General features: G+C 63.6%; 25 protein-coding genes. 13 read left to right on the forward strand and 12 right to left on the reverse strand.

The window, feature by feature from the left end; all coding sequences use genetic code 11:
• Positions 1-63 precede the first annotated feature (63 nt).
• A complete protein-coding gene (locus ACLBXP_RS02935; RefSeq protein ID WP_447666054.1) occupies positions 64-549 on the reverse strand; it encodes a hypothetical protein in 486 nt (161 codons plus the stop codon).
• Positions 550-871: 322 nt separating this feature from the next.
• Between ACLBXP_RS02935 and ACLBXP_RS02940 the strand changes: the two genes are divergently transcribed.
• The 5 genes from ACLBXP_RS02940 to ACLBXP_RS02960 all read left to right on the forward strand — a co-directional run bounded on the left by ACLBXP_RS02940 (position 872) and on the right by ACLBXP_RS02960 (position 6,721).
• Entirely contained in the window at positions 872-1,381 is a 510-nt protein-coding gene (locus tag ACLBXP_RS02940; RefSeq protein WP_447666055.1) for an RNA polymerase sigma factor, read from the forward strand.
• 72 nt (positions 1,382-1,453) lie between these two features.
• Positions 1,454-2,401, forward strand: a complete 948-nt coding sequence (locus ACLBXP_RS02945; protein ID WP_447666056.1) for a FecR family protein — start codon at positions 1,454-1,456, stop codon at positions 2,399-2,401.
• Positions 2,402-2,526: 125 nt separating this feature from the next.
• Complete coding sequence (locus tag ACLBXP_RS02950; RefSeq protein ID WP_447666057.1) at positions 2,527-5,046, forward strand: TonB-dependent siderophore receptor; 2,520 nt, start codon at positions 2,527-2,529, stop codon at positions 5,044-5,046.
• A gap of 24 nt (positions 5,047-5,070) precedes the next feature.
• On the forward strand, positions 5,071-6,312 hold the full coding sequence (locus ACLBXP_RS02955; protein ID WP_447666058.1) for a PepSY-associated TM helix domain-containing protein: 1,242 nt from the start codon (positions 5,071-5,073) through the stop codon (positions 6,310-6,312).
• 169 nt (positions 6,313-6,481) lie between these two features.
• Entirely contained in the window at positions 6,482-6,721 is a 240-nt protein-coding gene (locus ACLBXP_RS02960; RefSeq protein ID WP_447666059.1) for a hypothetical protein, read from the forward strand.
• On the opposite strand, the gene ACLBXP_RS02965 is transcribed toward ACLBXP_RS02960, so the two are convergent.
• The 6 genes from ACLBXP_RS02965 to ACLBXP_RS02990 all read right to left on the reverse strand — a co-directional run bounded on the left by ACLBXP_RS02965 (position 6,690) and on the right by ACLBXP_RS02990 (position 11,281).
• On the reverse strand, positions 6,690-7,721 hold the full coding sequence (locus tag ACLBXP_RS02965) for a site-specific integrase (RefSeq protein ID WP_447666060.1): 1,032 nt from the start codon (positions 7,719-7,721) through the stop codon (positions 6,690-6,692). The genes ACLBXP_RS02960 and ACLBXP_RS02965 overlap by 32 nt on opposite strands.
• Entirely contained in the window at positions 7,714-8,226 is a 513-nt protein-coding gene (locus tag ACLBXP_RS02970; RefSeq protein ID WP_447666061.1) for a hypothetical protein, read from the reverse strand. The genes ACLBXP_RS02965 and ACLBXP_RS02970 overlap by 8 nt, the downstream gene beginning before the upstream one ends.
• A 432-nt stretch (positions 8,227-8,658) precedes the next feature.
• Positions 8,659-8,874, reverse strand: coding sequence for a hypothetical protein (locus tag ACLBXP_RS02975; protein WP_447666062.1), 216 nt, complete (start codon positions 8,872-8,874; stop codon positions 8,659-8,661).
• Positions 8,875-8,933: 59 nt separating this feature from the next.
• Positions 8,934-10,166, reverse strand: coding sequence for a hypothetical protein (locus ACLBXP_RS02980; RefSeq protein WP_447666063.1), 1,233 nt, complete (start codon positions 10,164-10,166; stop codon positions 8,934-8,936).
• A gap of 58 nt (positions 10,167-10,224) precedes the next feature.
• On the reverse strand, positions 10,225-10,683 hold the full coding sequence (locus tag ACLBXP_RS02985; protein ID WP_447666064.1) for a hypothetical protein: 459 nt from the start codon (positions 10,681-10,683) through the stop codon (positions 10,225-10,227).
• 361 nt (positions 10,684-11,044) lie between these two features.
• On the reverse strand, positions 11,045-11,281 hold the full coding sequence (locus tag ACLBXP_RS02990) for a hypothetical protein (protein ID WP_447666065.1): 237 nt from the start codon (positions 11,279-11,281) through the stop codon (positions 11,045-11,047).
• A 142-nt stretch (positions 11,282-11,423) separates the two neighbouring features.
• Here ACLBXP_RS02990 and ACLBXP_RS02995 point away from each other — a divergent pair, with 142 nt between their 5' ends.
• The 3 genes from ACLBXP_RS02995 to ACLBXP_RS03005 all read left to right on the forward strand — a co-directional run bounded on the left by ACLBXP_RS02995 (position 11,424) and on the right by ACLBXP_RS03005 (position 12,460).
• The gene (locus ACLBXP_RS02995) at positions 11,424-11,675 is read left to right on the forward strand and encodes a helix-turn-helix transcriptional regulator (protein WP_447666066.1); all 252 of its coding nucleotides are present in this window, start codon (positions 11,424-11,426) and stop codon (positions 11,673-11,675) included.
• Positions 11,676-11,829: 154 nt separating this feature from the next.
• Positions 11,830-12,081, forward strand: coding sequence for a hypothetical protein (locus ACLBXP_RS03000; protein ID WP_447666067.1), 252 nt, complete (start codon positions 11,830-11,832; stop codon positions 12,079-12,081).
• 127 nt (positions 12,082-12,208) lie between these two features.
• Positions 12,209-12,460 carry a GCG_CRPN prefix-to-repeats domain-containing protein gene (locus ACLBXP_RS03005; protein WP_447666068.1) on the forward strand — a complete coding sequence of 84 codons (252 nt, stop codon included), beginning with the start codon at positions 12,209-12,211 and terminating at the stop codon, positions 12,458-12,460.
• A gap of 208 nt (positions 12,461-12,668) precedes the next feature.
• On the opposite strand, the gene ACLBXP_RS03010 is transcribed toward ACLBXP_RS03005, so the two are convergent.
• Positions 12,669-13,061 (reverse strand): exopolysaccharide production protein YjbE, encoded by a 393-nt coding sequence (locus tag ACLBXP_RS03010; RefSeq protein WP_447666069.1) that lies wholly within the window; start codon positions 13,059-13,061, stop codon positions 12,669-12,671.
• Positions 13,062-14,256: 1,195 nt separating this feature from the next.
• The gene (locus ACLBXP_RS03015; RefSeq protein WP_447666070.1) at positions 14,257-14,586 is read right to left on the reverse strand and encodes an HU family DNA-binding protein; all 330 of its coding nucleotides are present in this window, start codon (positions 14,584-14,586) and stop codon (positions 14,257-14,259) included.
• An 891-nt stretch (positions 14,587-15,477) separates the two neighbouring features.
• Between ACLBXP_RS03015 and ACLBXP_RS03020 the strand changes: the two genes are divergently transcribed.
• A complete protein-coding gene (locus ACLBXP_RS03020) occupies positions 15,478-15,621 on the forward strand; it encodes a hypothetical protein (RefSeq protein ID WP_447666071.1) in 144 nt (47 codons plus the stop codon).
• A gap of 39 nt (positions 15,622-15,660) precedes the next feature.
• Here the strand turns inward: ACLBXP_RS03020 and ACLBXP_RS03025 are convergent, their stop codons facing one another.
• From ACLBXP_RS03025 to ACLBXP_RS03035, 3 genes are all read right to left on the reverse strand, one after another.
• The gene (locus ACLBXP_RS03025; RefSeq protein WP_447666072.1) at positions 15,661-16,074 is read right to left on the reverse strand and encodes a response regulator; all 414 of its coding nucleotides are present in this window, start codon (positions 16,072-16,074) and stop codon (positions 15,661-15,663) included.
• 7 nt (positions 16,075-16,081) lie between these two features.
• Complete coding sequence (locus ACLBXP_RS03030; RefSeq protein WP_447666073.1) at positions 16,082-16,252, reverse strand: DUF3606 domain-containing protein; 171 nt, start codon at positions 16,250-16,252, stop codon at positions 16,082-16,084.
• 307 nt (positions 16,253-16,559) lie between these two features.
• On the reverse strand, positions 16,560-16,913 hold the full coding sequence (locus ACLBXP_RS03035; protein WP_447666074.1) for an HU family DNA-binding protein: 354 nt from the start codon (positions 16,911-16,913) through the stop codon (positions 16,560-16,562).
• Positions 16,914-17,093: 180 nt separating this feature from the next.
• Between ACLBXP_RS03035 and ACLBXP_RS03040 the strand changes: the two genes are divergently transcribed.
• The 4 genes from ACLBXP_RS03040 to ACLBXP_RS03055 all read left to right on the forward strand — a co-directional run bounded on the left by ACLBXP_RS03040 (position 17,094) and on the right by ACLBXP_RS03055 (position 19,960).
• Entirely contained in the window at positions 17,094-18,215 is a 1,122-nt protein-coding gene (locus ACLBXP_RS03040; protein WP_447666075.1) for a histidine kinase dimerization/phosphoacceptor domain -containing protein, read from the forward strand.
• A complete protein-coding gene (locus ACLBXP_RS03045) occupies positions 18,212-18,646 on the forward strand; it encodes a response regulator (protein WP_447666076.1) in 435 nt (144 codons plus the stop codon). The genes ACLBXP_RS03040 and ACLBXP_RS03045 overlap by 4 nt, the downstream gene beginning before the upstream one ends.
• A gap of 61 nt (positions 18,647-18,707) precedes the next feature.
• Positions 18,708-19,118, forward strand: coding sequence for a response regulator (locus ACLBXP_RS03050; protein WP_447666077.1), 411 nt, complete (start codon positions 18,708-18,710; stop codon positions 19,116-19,118).
• Positions 19,119-19,157: 39 nt separating this feature from the next.
• Positions 19,158-19,960 (forward strand): IS5 family transposase gene (locus tag ACLBXP_RS03055; protein ID WP_447666078.1). Its coding sequence is split into 2 segments (ribosomal slippage): positions 19,158-19,485 and positions 19,485-19,960, totalling 804 coding nucleotides; the frame shifts between segments, so codons are not numbered across the junction.
• The last annotated feature ends 163 nt before the right edge of the window (positions 19,961-20,123 follow it).

Genomic DNA, 20,123 nt, shown 5'->3' on the forward strand with positions numbered 1-20,123 from the left:
AAAGGCTCTTTGAACGCGTTCACCGAGCATATTCCGTCACAGTCAAATACTCGCTCGGCCTCGTCACAAGGCCCGCACCATAGCGGTTGAGGCTTCCCTGTAGCCGGTCAGCGCCCGCAGCCATCCCCGCCGCCCCGTGACGCAGACCAGATCACAGCTCTGCGCCTTCGCCCAGGTGCGGATGTCCGCCTCCACCTGCAGGATCTCCTCAAGCCGCCCGCCCGAGAGCCAGACCATCAGCATCCGCTTGCGCGGGAACGTCTCCATGACCGAGACAGTGGCCGAGTTGGGTGTGACCCAGAGCTGCGCCGTCCCGGCCCGGATCATGGCCCAGACGTCATCGAGGTCGTGGGTGCCAATGTCCCGATCCAGCGCCGCCTGCAGGTAGGGCTGGCAATGGGCATAGAGCCAGGCGCTGAGCGGCCCGTCAGGCACTATCGTCGGACCTGTGAAGGCGCCGCGCAGTGGCTCGCAGCAGCGCGGGACATCGGGTGCAACTTCGGTTTTGATGGGCTCCCCCCTACCCCGAGACGCAGCTTGCTCCAGCATCACGCTATCCATTCGAGATCAAACCTCGTTCACCCCTGGATAACGTCTCAGCCCGGATCAGAGGCACGCTGCGCACCATGTGGCGGTGCAGCAACAGAGCGGGTGAATTCACATGGTCCTAGGAACAAAGCAGCCGATCGCACGGAACGGTGATCGGGAACGTTTCTGGCAGAAATACAAGGACTTGTCTCTCGGCCGGGCGAGCAACTTAGAAACCATATAAACTACTGCAGGGCTTGCATAAATTGCTCCTGAGCGGCTCCTATTAACTCATCGATCAGGCGATGGTGCGAATGATCGGAGAGTTTCCGGGAATGGTGTCATGCGGGGAGTATCAATCGATGCTCTGCATCGAAGCGAGGGGGTAAACCTCCAACGCTATCTGCTGCGCGTCCTCGGCGATCCCTCCGACGCCGCCGATGCTGCACAGGAGACCTATTTGCGCCTTCTCAAGGCGCTGGCCATTACCGATCTCGAACAGCCTCGCCTCTTCCTGTTCCACCTCGCGCGGAACGTTGCTGTCACCCTTGGCCAGCGTCGCCGGTACGAGGCGGGCTTGTTCCGGTCCATGACTGACATGGACGTGACCGAGATCGCCGACGCACGGGTGCGGATCGAGGCGCAGGTCATCGCCCGCCAACAACTGCGCCTAGTCGCGGCAGCCATCGACGCGCTGTCCCCACGCTGCCGCGAGGTGTTCTTGCTCAGCGTGTTCGACGGCCTCAACAACGGCGAGATCGCCGCCCGCCTCAGGATAAGTCAGCGCATGGTCGAGAAGCACGTCGCGAAGGCCGTGCTCGATACGCACCGCCGCTGCCGCGACTTTTTCTGATCCGCCACGTTCGGTTTCTGCGGCCTCGTTTGTCGTTATCAGTAGGGCAAGCGTGGCGGGCAGCTGATCGGCATGGGCGAGCGCAGGGATCCCGAGGCGTCGGACGAAGCCCAGGACGACCCGATCTACGAGGAGGCGGCCATCTGGGTGGCCCGCCTGTCGTCCTCCGACGCGACAGAGGCGGACCGGAAGGCGTTCGATGTCTGGCGCTCGGCCGATCCGGCCCACGCCGAAGCCTATGCTGAGCTGGACGAGTGGCACCGCACGTTGGGTCGCGTGCCCGATCCGCGCGAGCGCAAGCGTGGGAAGCCGAAGGGTCTCGCTGTCCTCGCCGCTGCGCTCGGCCTGTCCGGGCTCGTCGCCTACGAGACCGGGCTGATCGACCGCCTGCGCGCGGACGCCTGGACCGGGGTCGGCGGCTTCGAGACCAAAATGCTCGCGGACGGCAGCCGAGTCGATCTTAATACCGACACGGCGCTGGCTCTGCGCTACACGCTCGGCGAGCGCGGGGTTGAGCTGCTGCGCGGCGAAGCGGTGTTCGATGTCGTGCCCGACCACGACCGACCGTTCGTGGTGCGCGGCAGCGGCTTGAGCGTGCGCGCGGTGGGGACGCGCTTCTATGTGCGCGCCGATGGTGCGCCCGAGCCGGTTGGAGTGGCCGAAGGTCGGGTGGATGCCGCGACGGAGGCCGGGCGTGCAACGATCGGGGCGGGCGAGATCGCGCGCCGCGGTGCGGACGACCGGCTGGTTGCCGCACGCGGGGACGTGGAGAAGACCATCGCTTGGCGCGAGGCCAAGCTCGTCGCCTCGGGGCAGCCGCTCTCGGCAGTCCTGGCCGACCTCAACCGCTATCGGCACGGGCGGATCGTGCTGCTCGACGCCGCGCTCGGCGCCCGGCCGTTCAGCGGCACTCTCGACCTGCGGGACACCGACGACGCCCTGGACGTGCTGGCTACGAGCATGCGGCTTAGGATCATTCGGCTGACCCCGGTCCTCGTTTTCGTCCGAGCCGCGTCATGAAGGCCCGAAGAAAGTTCGAAAAAAATCGTCCGGCGACGTTCGCTTGTTCGAGGCTCGTTTGTCTTTCTAAATGAGGGACGAGAAGGCGCGAAGCGCACCACCCTCGCGGAAGACGGGGGCACGAGATGGTGGTGTGGGTTCGGGGTGCCGCATGGCAGCGGATGGCGATGGCGGGCGTGTCGCTGATCGCGATGAGCCAAGCCCTCGCGGCGCAGGAGAACATCGCGCGATCGGCGCTCGTCGGGACGGGGGATCGGGTCAGCATCGTCCCCGTGACCGGGGGGAGATCGACGCTTTCCCGTGAGATCTCGACCGCGCGCGTCCGCGTGTCGATCGAGCCGGGGCCACTCGAACCGGCGCTGGCGGCGCTCGGCGAGCAGGCGGCCCTGAAGCTCGCCTACGAGACGACGTTGACCGCGGGCATCACGACCTCGGGCATCGAGGGCGAGTTCCGCCCGCTCGACGCACTGGCCAAGCTGCTCGACGGCACGGGCCTGACCTACCGTTCAGCCGGAAGCTCGACGATTACGCTTGTGAACCCGCGCTATGTCCAACTCGGATCACTAGGTCCAGCGAATGCCGTGAGCCTAGAAGAACTTTCGGTTGAGGCGCAGCGTGAGAGAGGCGCCAGCCAACTCCCGCCGACTGGTACGATTGGCCAGCTGCCGGCTCCATATGCTGGTGGCCAAGTGGCGAGTGGCGGCAGGCTCGGCCTGTTCGGAAACGTCAGTGTGTTCGACACGCCCTTCAACACAACCAATTTTACAAATCGGTTTATACAAGATCAGCAAGCTTTTTTCCCAGAGCAAGTTTTGACGAATGATCCATCGGTTATCTTGAACGCAAGTCCGTTTTCCTATGGTACAACGCTTAACATACGCGGTCTCTATCTCTTCGGTAACGATGCAGCCTTCGACGGATTATTCGGTGTCGTCGACACCAATAAGCAGCCGATCTACGGCATCGAACGGATCGAGGTGCTGAAGGGCAGCAATGCGCTGCTGAATGGCATCCCCCCGACAGGCTCGGTCGCCGGATATATCAACTACGTGCCCAAACGCGCCACCGATCTGCCGATCACCACCTATACGCAAAGCTTCATATCACGCGGGCTATTCGAGGAGCATGTGGACATCGGCCGGCGCTATGGGGAGCAGAAGGAGTTCGGCATTCGTTTTAACGGCGCATTTCTTAATGGACAAACCCCGTTCGACAACAACACAAAGGATCTTGGTGCGGCTACGCTCGGCCTTGACTATAGAGGCAATGGCTTCCGCATGACAGCGGACTTGGGCTACCAGCAACAAGCGAGTAGAGGTGAGCTTCCGTTCTACCTGATCGATACCGGCGTCACCCGCATTCCAGGAGCACCAAAGCCGGGCGGCAACACCGCCGAGCGTTGGCAGAGATACGCCTCGGATCACTATTACGGTGCAACCCGCGCTGAGCTTGATCTCGGCCCGAGCGCCACGGCATTCTTAGCGTATGGTTTTAGCCGCAACGCGTCGGACTCGACGCTCGCGAACCAGACGCTCTCAGACAACTTCGGATCAGTGACGCGTCCCTACACCTATACCAATAAATTCCGAGAGGACACCGATACATTCGAGGGCGGTATCCGTTCGACCTTCCTAACCGGCCCGATCAGCCACAAGGCCTCGATCTCGGCGACCCACACCTATGCGGATGCGCGGTACGGTGAGGCACAGCTCGACAATCCGCCCGATACGAACCTGTATACCCCCACCTACGCACCGGCACCGGGTAGGCTACCAGTCGTCGATGTACCGAACCGTCATAACGAGTTCACCGGCGTTGCCATAGGCGACACCTTAGGTTTCCTCGAAGACCGCGTGTTGGTCACGCTTGGGGGTCGGCTGCAGCGGGTTGCCTCTGTCAACGTCGGTTCGGCCGGTTACGATGAAACCGCGTTGACCCCAACTTACGCGGTGTTGATCAAGCCGTTGAGCAACGTCTCGCTCTACGCCAACTACATCGAGGGCCTGCAGCAAGGACCCATTGCGCCGCTCGGGACTGCCAACGCCAATCAGGTGTTCCCACCTTTTGTCGCGAAGCAGATGGAGGCAGGCATCAAGCTAGACTGGTTCGGGCATTTCGGTACCAGTTTCTCGGCCTTTGAAATCGCTGTTCCATCCGCTTTGACCAACAGCGCCAATGTTTTTGTGGTCAACGGGCAGCAGGTCAATCGCGGCCTAGAATTCAACGTGTTCGGCGAGGTGGCTCCCGGTGCGCGACTGATTGGCGGCTTCACCTTGCTCGACGCCCGCCTCTCCAGAACGCAGGATGGCATATACGACGGGAACCATGCGCCTGGCACTCCCTCCTCACGTGTCACGCTCAACGGCGAGTACGACGTGCCGTTCGCTCCGGGACTGACGCTGACCGGCCGTGTCATCTATACCGATAAGGCCTTCTTCGATCAGGCCAATACCCTGTTCATCCCGGCATGGACTAGGCTGGACACCGGCTTCCGTTACGCTTTCACCGCATTCGATATACCGACGATTTTCCGCTTCAACATCGAGAACATTGCGAACGCCCGCTACTGGGAGTCGGCCCAGCGCGGCTATCTCTATCAAGGCGCTCCCCGGACGTTCTATGCTTCGCTGCAGTTTAAATTCTGAGGCCCTGCACCGACGAGTCGTGCCATGCGGAAATTCTGGACCGCCGTGCATCGTTGGACCGGTCTATCGATCACCGCATTCCTCTTTGTCGCCGGCCTGACGGGTTCGCTTCTGGCATTCTACTCCGAACTTGACACATGGCTGAACGCCGACCTGATGACCGTCGTGCCACGAAAGGTCGAACGGCTAGACCTCGACATACTCGCCGAGCGGATCGAAGCCGGTCTACCCGGTTACATCGTCACCGGTCTCACCGTCTCCGAACAGTTGGATCGTGCGGTGACGGCCAGCGTCCTCCCGGCCGGTACAGAGGGATCTACGCTGGAGGCGATGACGGAGGCCTTCATCGATCCCTACGATGGCCGTTTCCTCGGTGCACGGGATGCCAGCACGGCAGGGCTCGATGCGCGACGCTTGATGCCGTTTCTCTACAGCTTGCACACCTCTCTTCACCTACCGGGTGTTTGGGGTGTCTGGCTGATGGGCGGAGCCGCCCTGCTATGGTTCTTCGATAATTTCGTCGGAGCCTACCTTACCTTCCCGATGCGCCCGACCAACACACGGGGCGGCAGGCGAGATCACCCAAAGGGTTGGTGGATACGCTGGAGACCAGCATGGCAAATCAGGACGCGCGCCAGCGCGTACCGGCTAAATTTCGACGTCCACCGCGCTTTTGGACTATGGTTCTGGGCCGTGCTTGCGATGCTGGCGCTGTCGAGCGTCTATCTCAACTTGCCCCGTGAAGTGTTTAATCCTGTCCTCGGCCTCTTCCTTCGGGTGACACCTTTCCCAACTAATTTTCCAAAGCACTTCACCGAACAGAGACCAATGACTTTCACGCAAGCCTCGACGGCGGCCCGCGACGGTCTGCCCCCGTCCAACAGCGACTTACGACTCTCGTTCATCGGCTATGACCGTGAGACGGACGTTTTTCGCGTCGGCTTCGGCTATCCCGACGCCAAAACCGAATGGTTCGATTTGCGTCAGGAGAACGTGTTTCTTGAGGGTAGAACCGGCAAGGTTGTCGGTCGTTTCGGCAGCGCATCTGCCACCGGCGCAGGCGATATATTTAGCAACACGCTGTTTCCCCTCCACTCGGGCCAGCTTTTCGGCTTGCCGGGCCGCATCGTGATCGCGTTGACCGGCCTCACGGTCACGATGCTCGGCATGACGGGGTTGGTGATCTGGTGGCGCAAGCGCGTGGCGCGAGTGTCGGTACGGCGCAAGGCCATGTTGGCTCGGAGCGCAGGAACACCAGTCGAGTAGTAGCACGGCTCCATTCGCGTCAGCTGGGGTGCGTTCTGCGCTCGCGCGCTACCTTGCTGGTGCGGGGTGGATACGAGCCACGGATCCGGGCGCCGACGTTCTGCTGCTACTGATTGCAGTGCGTTGCTTGCGGGCCGACCTCCTGGCTCAACGTGGCGTGGGACAGAATATGGTCGACGAGATTGAGGTGTGGCTCGACATTCACGGCAAGCGGCTGCGGGCGGGACCTGCCTCGCTGCGGACGATGCTGGCGCAGGCGCTCGACCATATCGAAGCGATGCTAGAGGCCAAAGGCGATAGCCCGTTCCTAGCAGCCTTTGTCTCATTATTTGAGCTGCAACGGGCGATGGCTTTACACGGTGGTGCCAACCCCAGCGTTATAGAAATCCGCTGCCCGAGTGCCCTTTGAACGCGTTCGCCCGGCGGATGTAGCCGACGACTGCCCGCGGATCCCGATGGCCCGACTGATCCATGATCCGGGCGAGATCCGCGCCCCGCTCAGCCGCCGTCGTGACGTAGCCGGCCCGCAGCGAGTGCGCCCCGAAGGTTGAGGCATCGAGCCCAGCCGCCGTCGCGTAGTGCTTCAGGATCGCGGCGACGGATTGCGTGGTCAGGCGCGGGGGAATTTTGGCGCAACTTGCGACAAAATCTTCGCTCGCTTCATTCTGGGCAACTTGCCCAGATTGACCCCGCACCCTGCCCGATCGCGAGATCGGCCGAAACACCGGGCCCTCCGTGATCTCCGCTGCCTCTAGCCACTCGCGGACGAGCGCCACCGGCCGGATGAACCTGCCGGTCGGTATGGCCTTCTCGAAGCCCCTACCCTCTTGGTCGACCTTGCTCTTGCGGACGATGACCCGCAGGCCCTCAGGATCCTCACGGAGGTCCGCGACGTCGAGCGCCACCAGCTCGGAGCGTCGGAATGCCCCTGCGAACCCGAGCGCCAGCAGCGCCCGATCCCTTTTACCCGTAAGGTTGTCGGGCGTGCGGGCGAGCATCATCATCACGAGGTCGGCGGTTGCGGCAGCCTTCTGGTTCGGGGCCGTGCCGACGCGGCGCCGGATCCCCTTTACGGTCGCGTGCACGCCTTCGTTGTTGGTTGGGTCCGGCAGGCCGGCGAGCTTGTGGGCATACCGTATCGCGGCAAGGCGCCGGCCGATGGTCGACGCGGCCCGCCCCTCCTCCGCCTCGGCGACGAGGAAGGCAGCCACGGCCTCGGGGCTCGCGGGCAACGAGCGGAAGCCGTACCGAGCGCACCACGCCTCGAATAGGCGGGCATCGGTCTGGTAGGCCCGCACCGTGGCGTCGGCTTTGCTGGCGCGCTGGTAGGTGCGGACGAGGGCCGCGGCCTCAGCGGGCAACGTTGGCGAAATGTTTTCGGCAACGTCGACGGTAAGCACCTCAGGCATCGGCGGCTCCGTACGCTTCAGGATACTTGGCAGCCATGAGGCGCCGGAGGCCGGCTTCCAGTTCGACGCGCAGACGCTCCACCTCGGCTAAGTCTCCTGTCTTCCGAGCCTTCGCCATCTCAACGTGGATCCAGTAGGCCCCGCCGGGCTGCATCCGATCCCATTGAGACCAATGGCGCCGCGGATCGCCGAACCGCGGCTCCTCCAAAAGGCTTTCGAGGCGGTCTAGGGGCTCCGCTCCTGCGACATGATCCGCGCGCAGCCGGCCGAGGGTGTACGAACGTACGTCAAGCAGGTTGCAGTAGATGATCGGGCCGCCAGGGCGCTCGCTTCTGAGACCGCTCCACCAAAGGCGCTTCCCCACCTTGTCGGCCGCGCGCAGGATCGCAACGCGGTGCCGCTTCTCCACCTGGTTGAGCCCCGGATAGGCGATAGGGCCGAGGTCCGCGATTGAGAACGTCGCGCTCGGCTGCGCTATGAACGCCGCCTCAATCGCACGCTCCACTCTGCCGGGCCCTCTGCTCACTGCGCACCTCTAAGTGTTGCCATCGTGCAGGGCCTTCTTGAAGGAAACACTTAATCTTTAGCGTCGGCCCGTCTCGCCAAGTTGGCAGCACGGGCACACGGGCGAACCTCATTTATAGCCCTGGCTTGGTTGTATCACGGACCTTGCGACTCGCCCTGAGCCAAACCATCGAGAATGTCTCTTATCGCAAGTTGCAACCCTGCTCGAACGCGGGCAAGGGGCAGAGCGGTCGGTATCACAGCCCCACGAGGTAGAGACCGAGGCGGCCGGCGGCCGTGAGGACGTTGCCCCGGCCGACTTCATGCCCGGCACGGTCAAGGAGCGAACAGCACCAGCGCCGACCTCGGCCGATGCTACGAGCCACGGGCGCGAGACCAAGCGCCAGGGCGGCGCGCATGGTGAGACGAGCTTTCACGAGCGGAGATCCTGCTGGGGGAGTTCAAGGTCGCGGTCGGATCCGCGCAGCCAGACGACCTGGTTCTCATGGCCATCGGGGGCGCCGAGGGAAGGTTCAGCGTCGCCGCCCTCCTCCCTGTCTGGGTCCCCGTCGATCCGGTCGAGGATGGCGATGAGCTGATCGGCGGTGTCGAGGGCGGCTTGCGCCGCCTCCTCGATCTGTGTCCGCATCTCGGCTCGGCTGAGCGCGCCACGGTGGCGCGCAGGGAAAGTGTGAACGGTGCCCACAGTCAGGCCCCCGCCTCGCGCACAACATCCGCGGGATGACCGACGACGCTCAGCACGTCCGGCAGCAGGTTCCAGAGCATGGACTCGCTGTCCATGATGTCTCGGCCGGGCGCTTCCTTCTCGATATCGGCCCACTCGTCGCCCACCAGCTTCGCAGCGATCGTCGCCTTGACGAGCAGCCCCGCCATGGTCGAGGCTCGGAAGGAGCGTGCGCGCCGGATCATGTCCTCTAGAACGTCGTTGGCGGTCAGTGCCGCGGCCTTAACCGCAGCCACGTTGTGCTCCGCCTCCCAAGCGGCAATTTCGGCCTGATAGCGGTCCCAAGCCGCGATGATGGTCTCGGCACGCTTCTGAGCGTGCTGGTTCACTTTGACGAAAGAGCCATCCTCTCGGATGTATCCCTCCCGTGGTCCGCCAAGATAGACGGACACGCGAGGGGCAGCGCGCAGCTCCTCAACGTGCTCCTGCTCGTACCAGCCAAAGTGGTTGCAGATCGTCTTGGGCCTGGGGAAGTCGTTCATGACGTCGAAGCTGAGCACGTTCAGCTCCCTCGGCCGTTTCGGCTCGAAATCCATCACCTTGGCGAACGCAACGTCCGCCTCCTCGAACGTCCTGACTGCCTGCTGCCAGCACCGGCCAATCTCAATCAGTTCGGCATCCGCATCGGCGCCAACCGCAAGGATGGAACGGGCCCGGTCGCGCAGGGCAATGTCGCCATTTAGAAGCGGGTCGATGGGCTCCTCGCCGAAGAAGGCCACGACCATCTGCGCAAGGCCGAACTCCCGGAGGCTGTCGTGAGCCTCGTCCACCTTGGCATGTTCGGGGATCGGGTAGCCCTCAGCATCAGCTAGGGCCTGCAGTGCCCCGACCTTCGCACGGACGGCCATAGCTTCGATCCGCAACTCTCGCTCGGCTGCCATCTGGTAGAGCGGGGCTACCTGAGCGGCAGACATGTCGCCGGCCTCAAGAGCCTGCCACAGGGTGTCCTTGGTCCACCATTCCAGGGTGGTGCGCTTCAGGTCCGGGTAGCCGAGCCGAGCCGCTTGGTCGACGCGATCAGCCTCGGCGCGGGCGGCGGCCGCCATGGCCTTGGCCTCGTCCGAGCCCGGCGCCGGCCACACCATCGGCTTGCGACGGATCACACGGGCGGCCGAGACCTTGAGGGCCGCAGCGCGCTCGCGCAGGGTAGGCTTGGCTTCGTCTCTGCTGGCGAGGCGGGCGAGGGGATTGCGCATCACGGATACTCCTATGGATCGCGAGCCGTCCGGCCCGCCGTGAGGGAGGGGGACGGGCTCAGATCAGCGAGGCGAACCCCGTGAGGGCGATGCCGCCGACGATGAGGACAAGGGCAGCGACCGCCTCGCCCGCGCCGCTCAGGGCGCGCAGGACAGGCGCGAGGCGCGAGCGCGGCACGTCGACCGGCGGGAAGTCGAGGTTCAGGTACAGGGCGGTATCAGCCGCCCGCTGATGCACGGCCTGATCCGTGATGCCGTCGTGCTCGATGTGCCAGCGCAGATGGCGGAGGAGGGCAACGGCTCCGAACCGGGTGGCGTAGGGGGTGGCCAGCAGGCGAGCGAGCGCCTGCTCCATGGCAGCATGGGCCGGCAGCAGGTTGGCCTCAGACGCCACCTGCCAGACCGACCACGCCTCGTCGTGGGCGTCGATCGCGGCGAGGACTGGATCACAGTGGAATGGGACATGCTCAATCACGCGAGGGGCGGCGGCAACGGTACGGATCAGGGCGTGCGACATCGTTCGGGCTCCGGCATGGGCTCGTGAGGGCAGGTTCGGTGGGATCAGAAGGTATGCGAACGCAGAGTCTGCGCTTGCATCTGACGATGGCTCAGGCCGGTGGTGGGCGAGCCTCAGGCGCGAAGGGGGATGCCATCCGGTATGCCCCTCAGGTCGGCCGTGAGAGGTCGGAGAACCGTCCGCGTAGCGCCTTGCAGTGGGCCAGCGCCCAAGCGTGCTGCTCGGTCAGGCCGCGCTCGCCGCGGGCGAGACGCTGGCGGTAGGACGCCGCGAGACGCAGACAGACAGCGTGATCCTCGCGAGCGTGGCGGAGGCGATCAGCTGGCGCGCGGAGCGGAAGAGGGAGCATCGGCATGGCTCCTCAGTGCGCAGCGACGCGGCGGGCGGCATGGGCGGCCTGCCAAGTGGCCTTGAGCGCCACCGACATCGAGGCAGCCCAGGTGGCGCCCGTGCGCTCCTGATGAGCCTTCGCGGCGAGGACGGCGCAGGCCATCACGGCGCGGCGGTCGAACCGGCCGGCGACGACGAGGGGGAGGTTGCGAGTGCGGCTGTAGGTCTGCGCCAGGGTGCGGGCGCCAGCGAGGCCGGCGGGGACCACGGCGCGATCAGCCTTGAGATTGCGAAGAGCAGCGGACCATGACAGGGAGCGGGTGGCGGACATCGGTGCGACCTTGTGTTTCGCGGCCTGATGTCTGATATTAAATACAAGGTTGGATCCAAGTCAACTCTGAGATACAACGTTGGGCGAAAAATGTGTAACTCCGGCTCAGTGCCGGGCTGGCCGTGCGCTTCTCGGATGGACCCGTGAGGAGTTGGCTGCCGCGGCTCAGGTCTCAAAAATGACGCTGGCCGATTTTGAAACCGGCAAGCGCAACCCCTACGAACGAACTTTGCGTGACATCGCGGACGCCTTCGAAGCTGCAGGGGTTCTCGTGTTTCGTGCCACCGATGAAGTAGGCTCAGGGGTTCGCTTCAAAGACCCTTCTACCTGAACGGGGAGTCGGTCGACTTGCAGGCAGCGCCATGACGCTGACGACGCTCTATCCGCCGATCGCGGCCGCCACCGTGCTGAACTGCTTCCTGTTCGCACTGATGTGGCGGGAGCATCAGAGGGAGACGCAGGGTGGCCCGCAGTCCCGGTGACTGATGCCGGGCCTCCCCGGCTACTTCGCCTTTGCGGGCCTGTTCCTCTACACGAGCGGCGCTCGGCCCCTAGCAGATTGGCTCAACCTATTCGCCGTCGCCTTGCTGGGTGAAGGAATGGGCGCGGTCATCGTCTATTCGATCTTGATCGCAGCCCTGTTCACCCGTGACAGGCCGTGGCGTGATCGGGCTACGCCAGCCCTGATTGCCGCAGTGCTTGTGGTTGCGATGGTGGTCGGCGCCATCAAAGGCTGACCCTTACGAAGCCTTCAGCATCCGCGCCATGATCTGATCGGGTGTCTAGCTCTCGCCGGCCTCAGTCGCTGCTAAGCTGTTAGCGGACCGTGCCAACGGTGCTCGGCCCATCGATAGGGAGAAAGCAATGCTCAAGACGCTCATCCCGGCTGCCCTACTCGCCGCCGTTCTGGTTGCACCAGCCTCAGCCTTGCCACTGGCGCCTCTTCCAGCCCCCGACACCAACGTCGTTCAGGTCTACGGCGGCTGCGGACCCTACGGTCACCGTGGCCCCTACGGTGGTTGTCGCCCTGGCGGTCAGCGAGGCGGTTACTTCGGCCGGGCTTGCCCGCGTGGCTTTCATCTAGGCCGCGGTGGTCGCCGCTGCTGGCCAAACTGACGGAGGGGGCTACAGCCGGCAACCTTCTGCTTCGCCCTCAGTTGGCTTAGTGAGCTTCCAAGCTCAACTCCGATGTTAACGGGGAGCCGGTCAGTACGATGGGAAGCCTTGGCGGCCCGCCGCACTGGCCGGCTCTTCGTCAAGCCCATAGCAAAACCCGCTACGGCGGGTGCCGAGCGGGCTCTTATGAGGGCAGACTGCTTGGTGCTTAGCAGTTGTCGTCCTTGCCGACCCCCTGGTTGGGCGTGGCGTTGTTCATGGCGCCGACCGTGCCAGGCGAGGCAGGCTGCTGGCCGCCGGCTAGGTTCTTGCTCGCCGGATCGGTACCGTTCGCACCCTTCTTCTGATCACCCGAGCTCGTCTGAGCCGCCATCTGGTTGGCGCCCGCGTTGTTCATGGCGCCGACGGTACCGGGCGAAGCGGGCTGCTGACCGCCGGCGAGGTTCTTACTCGATTGGTCGACGTCCGAGCTCTTCTGGTTCGTAGACTGCTGGTTCGGGGTCTTGTCCTTCGCGGCACTCGTGTTGCAGGGAGCTGCGACAGCCGAGCCGATCATGAGGCTGAGGCCGGCGACGGCCCCGACCAGGGTGGAAACCTTCATTGCGTTCCTCCGATGTTTTGGCGAGGAACAAAGCACTGTGGGATGGCCAGAGTTCCCCGATGCCTCAAGACCATGTGGCAATTGCTGGTACCGGCATCTCCTTTTTCAGCGACGATGGAATAGAAGCCGCCTCCGGCAGAGACATCTGGCCGCAGCTAGCAGAGCAAGACAGCACCTTAACCCATATGGACGTCCGTTCGCGCTCGCCTGACTGACGCGGTTCGGAGCGGGCGGCGGCCCCGGTCTTCACCCCGTTGGCGGTGCGGGCCGCCGGCCATCCAAGCGCTTCGTTGTCGCGGTCCTTGCAGCCGCAGGAACGTTGAGCTCGCTGCCTACTTCTCCTGAAAACAATTCTGGGAAGGAGACAGCCATGGACAACGACACGCTGATCCCCATGCTCGCAATCGTGACGCTGGTGATTGTAGTGACGGCTGCATTAATCCTCCGAGGCCGAGTCGCCAAATCTAAGGGGGACCCAGCCCGCTCCAGCTTCACGGAACATCATGGGGAGGCTCCGCGGCAGAACAGGCCTGGCACTGATCACTGAGGCTCAGCCTCTGGGCAAGCCACAGATCAGCCTCACGACGCCTATAGCATTCGGACTACGACCTGATCGGGGGTCTCGGGCTCCCATTCAGGGACAGGCCCATCTGGTGCCACGGAACCGGCAGCTAACCGACTGCCGACATGCTGAGCCTTACGAACCCCGTTGCGTATCAGCTCGCCCACCGTGTGGGCACGGTACGCCCCCCGCCAGCCCATGATCAGCAAGTGCTCAATGATCGAAAGCGTGTGAGGGGTTGCTCATCTGCGTGCTCGCGACGAGCGATGCGATCCGCTCGATCTGCGCTGTCGCTGCAGTGCGTGCCTCGTAAACCTCAAGCCGAGAGGGTGCGCCGTAAGCGATCTCTCGACGCAGCTTAATGCCGAGGACAGCGATCTTCGCACGTATCTCCCCCAGGGCATTATTCCACCCGGGGGCGAAATCGGAATTTCCCTCAAGGCATCTGAGGTGCAGATCAGCCTCGGTTTCGAGCCTTTTAACAGTGTGCGTGCTGGCCCAACACACCTGGAACCGAAGCATGTTTAGGCTGGTCGATATGGTGTCTGACACGGGACCAGGGCTCCTGCAGGCGGGAAGCGGCCGTTAGCCATACAGAACTTCGCACGCTCTGCACGCAATGGTTGGATGCCCTCACTCTGCCTCTAGTGTCTGGGCCACGATCTGATCCGGCGTCTCAGGATCCTGAGAGTTCAGTCTCGCCCGCAGCCCCTTCCCGGCTTTGAACACAACGGCCCGCTTGGCCTCGACGTCGACAGCAGCACCCGTCTTCGGATTGCGCCCTGCCCGAGCCCAGGTCTCCTTCAGGGTGAAGGCCGCAAAGCCGCGCAGTTCGACGCGATCCCCCGCCACCAAGGCATCCGTGATGCGGCCGAGAATGGAGCTCACCACGGAGTCACATTCGCGGGCGGTCAAATGCGGGTGCTTGGCCAAGAGTCGGGCAGCGAGTTCGGATCGGGTCATGCAAGGAGGAAGCACGGCACGTCCTAGCGCTCAATGCAGCCCATGGGTAATCGCCGCGAGATAGGTTACCCATAATCGCGAGTGACGACGAAGCCGGTCTTGTCTTCAAGAAATGCGGCCACCGCGTTAGCATTCTCTGAGGACGGGTCCTTCAACACGATGATGGCCACTATTTCACCGCGCGGGCCTCGGACTTGGATACCATGTTGCCCATTATCGGCTACCAGAACCGTGAAGCACTTCGCTCCGTGGACGGTTCGAGTTTCCACCTCCATCGGGTTCCTCTCAGTGTTGGTTTGAAGGGTGCACGACAGCCGGAATGGCAAATCGGGCAGATCAGCTCCTCGCGAGCCGAGCGGCGGATATCAAGTTGACACAGGATGCCTCGCGCCACTTATCCGCTATCTGGACCATTCGGCATACAGGGTGCAAAGGGTAGGCGTCCTTCCGAGGACGATACCTCCCACTCTTGCCCCAAAGCCCTTTGGCTTGCGGGGCCCTTCACGCCAATTCTCGGCCTGTCATCCCGATATGCTAGAAACGGACCTGGGGGCAGCTTTATGATCACCGGTCCGCAGATCACTGTAGCTCGTAAGCGCCTGGGTTGGTCGCAGTCGCAACTGGCTGAACGCGCTAGGGTGCCGCTCGGTGTCGTGATGCGAGCCGAGAAGAGTAAGAGCGAGTCTACGATCACGATCGCGCAGATGGCGGCTCTGGTTCAGACGCTGCGCTCGCGCGGCATCGAGTTCACCGACGAAGGACCGCATGTGCAGCCGGCCGGGAACGCTGGGTAGCTGCGCGCCGGTATCCAGCCCGATGGCTTGCCAAGGGTTAGCGAAAGATTAAACTCACTACGTACGTAGCCAGCTTCGACTCGTGAAAGGAGCCCCCATGATCCGTGTGCAAGCCACCGAGGATGGGACCTACACGATCTATCGGGATCGCACCGTGCTCGTCACGGGACTGACCCGCGAGCAGGCTGATGATTTTGCTCGATCCAGCAAAGCGATCAGCGACATCCTCGCCGCTGAATAGCAGTTAGAGCCGCTGGACCATCAGGCGCCTGCCGACAGATCACACGCTTCCGGACTGGCGTGAGACGAAAGCGAACACCTGGCCGATGAGATCGCGCGTCCGGTAGGGCTTGGGCATAAACCGCACGCCCGGGGGCATGTCGCCCTCTGCCGGGCGGTCTACGCCTGAGAGGATCAACACACCCATGTGCGGCCAGCGCGAGGCAACGAGCCGCGCTAACTGATAGCCGTTCATGGCTCCCCTCGGCATGGCGAGGTCCGTAATCAGCACGCCGATGTCATCGCGCTGGCTGAGCACTTTCACAGCCTCATCCGAGTTAGAGGCCTCGAACACGGTGATGCCAGCCTCCTCGAAGGCCAGCGCAGTGCTCAACAGGAGCATCGGCTCGTCCTCGACGAGGAGAATACCGATCCTGTCGGCTACGAGCGGCGGGGCAGTCGCAGCCTCAGGCATGGGAGGCTTAAGACGCCCGATGGCCGAGGTAGGCCGCGACGCTGGCGATGCGTGAGCCAACCATCGAGGTAGCCTTCCTCAGGCGCTCCTCGGTGACGCCGAAATGCTGGGCCCAGCGCTGACGAGCCGAGCGATCGTACATGTCGATGTGAGTGGGGTTCCGAGGCTCGGTGGGCATGGACGAGATCCGAAGCTAGAGGCTTGTGAGAGCAGCGTTCGGATCGTCAACGGGGCGTGAGCGAGTCAGTTGCTTCCACGTGAATGCGTTCAACAGGCTTCGCTCTGGCGGCGGCAGATACGCCACGAGTTCGGCACGGGATGCCTAGGGGCATGGCTTCCCACCGGCCCGTGATCAAATCAGGTGGCGGGGCCGAACCGGTCCAAGACACGTGAACCAGCGCCAGCGTAAGCTGGTTTCAGCTCCATGTCCGATCGAGATCCGCTAACGGATTGCGCCTGTGAGCGGCTTCGCAGCCGTATCCTGCTCAGCCTCGTCGTAGAGGGGGCAATCGCGGCTGCTCTGTCGGACGCTGCATGTCGGTCGCGGCGAGCCGGTCAACCTGCGAATTGAGGCGTGCCCGCATCACCTTACCTACCTTCAATACGACAGTTCGTCGCTCGCTCACCGACACCTCGCTCTGGTTCCGTGGATTGCGCCTTTGTCGCGCTGGCATCTCACGCACAGAGAAGGCACCGAAGCCGCGCAGCTCGACACGATCGCCAGCCATCAGGGCATCTGTGATACAAGCGAGGATGGTCCTGACCGCCGCCTCCACCTCCATGGCGTAGAGGTGCGGGTTCCGGGAGGCAATACGATCGACGAGTTCGGAACGGATCATGCGCCCTTCTCCTCGCTCGGCCAACGTCCAGCTCGGACTGTTCAGTTCCTCCATGAGCGCGTGGTCGCGCCGCCCAAACCCTGCAGTCGAGCATCCAGTGCGTTGAACCGTCAGCCGCCAAGGCAGTTAACGACGGGCTCGGCCCCCTGCGGCCTTCACAGTCGCTAAGGGCCAGCAACCATGGAACCAGCCAACGCCTGGCACCTGACCGATCGCCTGAACGCCGAACAGGGGAAGGGTGATCCCTTCGCAGCTGCCATTCGCGCCACTCGCATGGCGATGATCATCACTAATCCGCGAGAGCACGATAACCCGATCGTTTTCGTCAACGATGCCTTCCTGCGCCTGACGGGCTACGGGCGAGAAGAGGTCATGGGCACCAACTGCCGGTTCCTGCAGGGGCCGGAGACTGATCGCGGTGCCGTTCGTCAGGTTCGCGAGGCGGTGGAGGACGTGCGCGACATCTCGATCGATCTGCTCAACTACCGCAAGGATGGCACGCCGTTCTGGAATGCGCTGTACCTCAGCCCAGTCATCAACGAGGCTGATGAACTGCTGTTCTACTTCGCCTCGCAGATGGATGTGACCGATCGCGTAGAGGGCAACCTGCGCATCCTGGAGGACAAGGAGCACTTCGAACGCGAGGTCGCTATACGGACCAAGGATCTGACTGAGGCGTTGGCAGCCAAGACGATGCTCGTCCACGAGGTCGATCACCGCGTCAAAAACAACCTTCAGATGATTGCCTCACTTCTGACCATGCAGACACGCACCATCGCTGATCCGGCTGCCCGGGCGACGATGACTTCCATGCTCAATCGGGTCGAGGCGTTGGGCACCGTGCACCGCCGGCTCTACCAATCGCGCGACGTCGAGCGCTTCGACGTGGCCGCGTTCGCTCAGGACCTTGCTGATGACCTCGTGCGCGGATCAGGGCGCAGCGACGTACGGCTGCACCTCGATCTGGAGGCCGTCGAGGTGCCGGTCGAGAAGGCACCGCCCGTTGCGTTGATGCTGAACGAATTGATCACCAACGCCCTCAAGCATGGGTTCGCCCAGGAGCGTGGTGGCGTCCTGTCCGTATCGGTCAGGCCGGACGGAAACTACATTGCCATCCGCATCACCGACGACGGGCACGGCATGCCCGAGCAGGCAACGGGCAGCGGCTCATTCGGCAAGCGTTTGATCGAGAACCTCTCCCGTCAGCTCGCCGCCAGCATCGCTTGGCATCCCGCCCAGCCCGGTACACGGGTTGAGCTTCGGATCCCGATTGCTGGGAACACCCGGAACGTCCGGTCATGACGGCATCACCGCTACGGGTGCTGATCGTAGAGGACGAAGCACTTATCCTGATGCAGCTGGAAGCGCTGGTCGAGGACGCTGGGCACCGGGTGATCGGCACTGCGATGCGTTGCGCAGAGGCGATCGACCTCGCGCAGGAACTGCGTCCGGACCTTGCGTTCGTCGACCTTAGCTTATGCGATGGCGGCTCCGGGCTTGACGTCGCTCAAACCCTGCATGCGTCAGCGGGCGCGTTGGTTGTGTTCGTCACGGCCAATCCCCTCCGGCTTGGCAATGACCTGGCCGGGGCGGCCGGAGTGATCGCAAAGCCGTTTACGAGGGCGGTGATCGCGGGCGGGATGCCGTATCTCGAGGAGTGCATCAGACACCCGCCACCTATCCGTATGCTTCCAGGCGGCATGCGGATGGCGCCGAGGTACATTGGGCACTGATCCCCTGTGAGACGAATGCGTAGGGGGTGGATCCTCAGGCGCTGCACGAGCATGAGAGTGGATGAGCGACCTGCCTGCCTCGACTGCGCCCTACGCCCTGGCTGTGGATGACGACGGGCTGATCCTGATGGATGCCATCGACATCCTCGCCGATGCGGGGTTCCGCACGCTTGACGCCAGGAACGGTGATCTCGCGATCGGCATCCTCGAAGAGCACCACCGCTCCATCGTTCTTCTGTTCACCGATGTGCAGATACCGGGCACGCGTGATGGCTTTGCGCTTGCCCGGGAAACCGCTCAACGCTGGCCGCATATCTCGATCGTTGCGGCTTCGGGCCACGTTTCACCTGGTCCAGGCGACATGCCAGAGGGCAGCTGCTTCATCGCCAAACCCTTCTCGGCGCGCATAGTGCACGACCACCTCCGTGATATCCTGCCGGACGGGCAAAAGCCTGAACCTTTGAAGGGATAAGAGCCTCTAACAGAACTGGGGTTGGCGCGTTGAGCGGAAATGGCGAGACCGCTCCTTCCCGATGGCCTGTGGGCCGAGATTGCACCGCTGCTGCCGCCTGAACGGGCCAAGCCGAGGGGTGGTCGGCCTCGAACCTCCGACCGCGCGGCACTGACGGGGATCCTGTTCGTGCTGCGCTCAGGCACGCCGTGGGAGTTGCTGCCCCGGGAGATGGGCTGCGGTTCGGGCATGACCTGCTGGCGGCGCTTGCGGGATTGGCAGAAGGCCGGAGTGTGGGACCGTCTGCAGCACGTGCTGCTCGACCGGCTCGGTCGCCAGAACGGCATCGACTTCAGTCGAGCGCTCGACAGCGCCTCGATTGCAGCCAAAAGGGGGGCGCGGCGACGGGCCCGAACCCGACCGACCGGGGCAAGCCGGGTACGAAGCGCCACATCGTCACCGATGCGAAGGGCATCCCCCTCGCGCTGAAGCTGACGGGTGCGAACGTGCACGACAGCCGGATGCTGGAGGCGGTCGTGGATGCCGTCCCGCCGATCCGCTCATGCTGGGGACCGCCGCGCAAGCGTCCCTCGAAGCTGCACGCCGACAAGGCCTACGACCACCGCCGCTGCCGTCAGGCACTGACCCGTCGTCGCATCCAGCCCCGCATCGCCCGGCGCGGGATCGAGAGCAGCCAGCGGCTGGGACGTCGCCGGTGGGTCGTCGAGCGCACCCTGGCCTGGTTCGCCCAGTTCCGTCGCCTCGCTATCCGCTACGAGCGGCGACACGACATCCATCTCGCCTTCTCAACACTAGCCGCAGCCCTCATCGTTTGGCGCTTCATCGAACGATGGTTCTGTTAGAGGTTCTAAGGTGCCGGCGGGTGCCGTCGGCCGGGCCGAGGCTTTTGACGGTGAGTCCTTCATCACGATCGCGCAGATGGATGCGATCATGCGAGCACTGACAGTCGCCGGTGTCGAGTTCGTCTCCGAGAATGAGAGCGAGGCTTGCATCCGCCTCCGGAAT

The sequence above is a fragment of the Methylobacterium sp. A54F genome (genome assembly GCF_053346035.1).

What these genes read in the sequence shown, in the direction of transcription:
- ACLBXP_RS02935 (WP_447666054.1), bottom strand. Translation starts at nt 549, where the DNA reads ATGCTGGAGCAAGCTGCGTCTCGGGGTAGGGGGGAGCCCATCAAAACC.
- ACLBXP_RS02940 (WP_447666055.1), top strand. Translation starts at nt 872, where the DNA reads ATGCGGGGAGTATCAATCGATGCTCTGCATCGAAGCGAGGGGGTAAAC.
- ACLBXP_RS02945 (WP_447666056.1), top strand. Translation starts at nt 1,454, where the DNA reads ATGGGCGAGCGCAGGGATCCCGAGGCGTCGGACGAAGCCCAGGACGAC.
- ACLBXP_RS02950 (WP_447666057.1), top strand. Translation starts at nt 2,527, where the DNA reads ATGGTGGTGTGGGTTCGGGGTGCCGCATGGCAGCGGATGGCGATGGCG.
- ACLBXP_RS02955 (WP_447666058.1), top strand. Translation starts at nt 5,071, where the DNA reads ATGCGGAAATTCTGGACCGCCGTGCATCGTTGGACCGGTCTATCGATC.
- ACLBXP_RS02960 (WP_447666059.1), top strand. Translation starts at nt 6,482, where the DNA reads ATGGTCGACGAGATTGAGGTGTGGCTCGACATTCACGGCAAGCGGCTG.
- ACLBXP_RS02965 (WP_447666060.1), bottom strand. Translation starts at nt 7,721, where the DNA reads ATGCCTGAGGTGCTTACCGTCGACGTTGCCGAAAACATTTCGCCAACG.
- ACLBXP_RS02975 (WP_447666062.1), bottom strand. Translation starts at nt 8,874, where the DNA reads ATGCGGACACAGATCGAGGAGGCGGCGCAAGCCGCCCTCGACACCGCC.
- ACLBXP_RS02980 (WP_447666063.1), bottom strand. Translation starts at nt 10,166, where the DNA reads ATGCGCAATCCCCTCGCCCGCCTCGCCAGCAGAGACGAAGCCAAGCCT.
- ACLBXP_RS02985 (WP_447666064.1), bottom strand. Translation starts at nt 10,683, where the DNA reads ATGTCGCACGCCCTGATCCGTACCGTTGCCGCCGCCCCTCGCGTGATT.
- ACLBXP_RS03000 (WP_447666067.1), top strand. Translation starts at nt 11,830, where the DNA reads ATGCCGGGCCTCCCCGGCTACTTCGCCTTTGCGGGCCTGTTCCTCTAC.
- ACLBXP_RS03005 (WP_447666068.1), top strand. Translation starts at nt 12,209, where the DNA reads ATGCTCAAGACGCTCATCCCGGCTGCCCTACTCGCCGCCGTTCTGGTT.
- ACLBXP_RS03010 (WP_447666069.1), bottom strand. Translation starts at nt 13,061, where the DNA reads ATGAAGGTTTCCACCCTGGTCGGGGCCGTCGCCGGCCTCAGCCTCATG.
- ACLBXP_RS03015 (WP_447666070.1), bottom strand. Translation starts at nt 14,586, where the DNA reads ATGACCCGATCCGAACTCGCTGCCCGACTCTTGGCCAAGCACCCGCAT.
- ACLBXP_RS03020 (WP_447666071.1), top strand. Translation starts at nt 15,478, where the DNA reads ATGATCCGTGTGCAAGCCACCGAGGATGGGACCTACACGATCTATCGG.
- ACLBXP_RS03025 (WP_447666072.1), bottom strand. Translation starts at nt 16,074, where the DNA reads ATGCCTGAGGCTGCGACTGCCCCGCCGCTCGTAGCCGACAGGATCGGT.
- ACLBXP_RS03030 (WP_447666073.1), bottom strand. Translation starts at nt 16,252, where the DNA reads ATGCCCACCGAGCCTCGGAACCCCACTCACATCGACATGTACGATCGC.
- ACLBXP_RS03035 (WP_447666074.1), bottom strand. Translation starts at nt 16,913, where the DNA reads ATGATCCGTTCCGAACTCGTCGATCGTATTGCCTCCCGGAACCCGCAC.
- ACLBXP_RS03040 (WP_447666075.1), top strand. Translation starts at nt 17,094, where the DNA reads ATGGAACCAGCCAACGCCTGGCACCTGACCGATCGCCTGAACGCCGAA.
- ACLBXP_RS03045 (WP_447666076.1), top strand. Translation starts at nt 18,212, where the DNA reads ATGACGGCATCACCGCTACGGGTGCTGATCGTAGAGGACGAAGCACTT.
- ACLBXP_RS03050 (WP_447666077.1), top strand. Translation starts at nt 18,708, where the DNA reads ATGAGCGACCTGCCTGCCTCGACTGCGCCCTACGCCCTGGCTGTGGAT.